We start from the raw sequence: 489 nt of genomic DNA on the forward strand, positions 1-489 counted from the left end.
CTCTGCCAGTGCCGGGCCGGTCGGCTCGTCACGACCCTGAACAGCCCTTCGAATTCGCCGATAGCGGCCGTTCAACATATACGGCTAACGCGCTGGTAGGATGCGAACCGTGCTCCACTCGTATCGAAGTAAATCGGCCAATGAAATTCGAGATTGAGGGTAAAGTCGGTATCCGCGCGCCCGCGCGGGCACAGATCACCCGCGCGATAAAGTCGTTGCGAAGCTATGGGCCGTCTTCCTATGCGTCTTTGACAGATGACGCAGGCAATTATGTGCACGTTGCAGGTGGCGGCGTCTCCTGCATGATTGAGCATTTCGAAGTTGACGGGGAAAGGCGATGGAGGGCATTCCATGACAAGCCCAGTCCAGTGCGTCCGGACGGCACGATTCTAGTGTTCGGTGCGGGCAGCATTTCCATGCGCTCGGATGAATGGTTCATGTCTGACCAGGTAGCGGAAATATTTCTAGCGTTCCTGAGCGATGATCCTA

Annotated in this window: 1 protein-coding gene; it reads left to right on the plus strand. The window is 56.4% G+C overall.

All coding sequences use genetic code 11. From position 1 onward, the window contains the following. Positions 1-140 precede the first annotated feature (140 nt). Positions 141-489, plus strand: a 349-nt coding sequence (locus OR16_RS42460; protein ID WP_006164742.1) for a hypothetical protein, incomplete at its 3' end; no start/stop codon positions are given.

Source organism: Cupriavidus basilensis OR16, from assembly GCF_000243095.1.
Lineage (GTDB): Bacteria > Pseudomonadota > Gammaproteobacteria > Burkholderiales > Burkholderiaceae > Cupriavidus > Cupriavidus basilensis_D.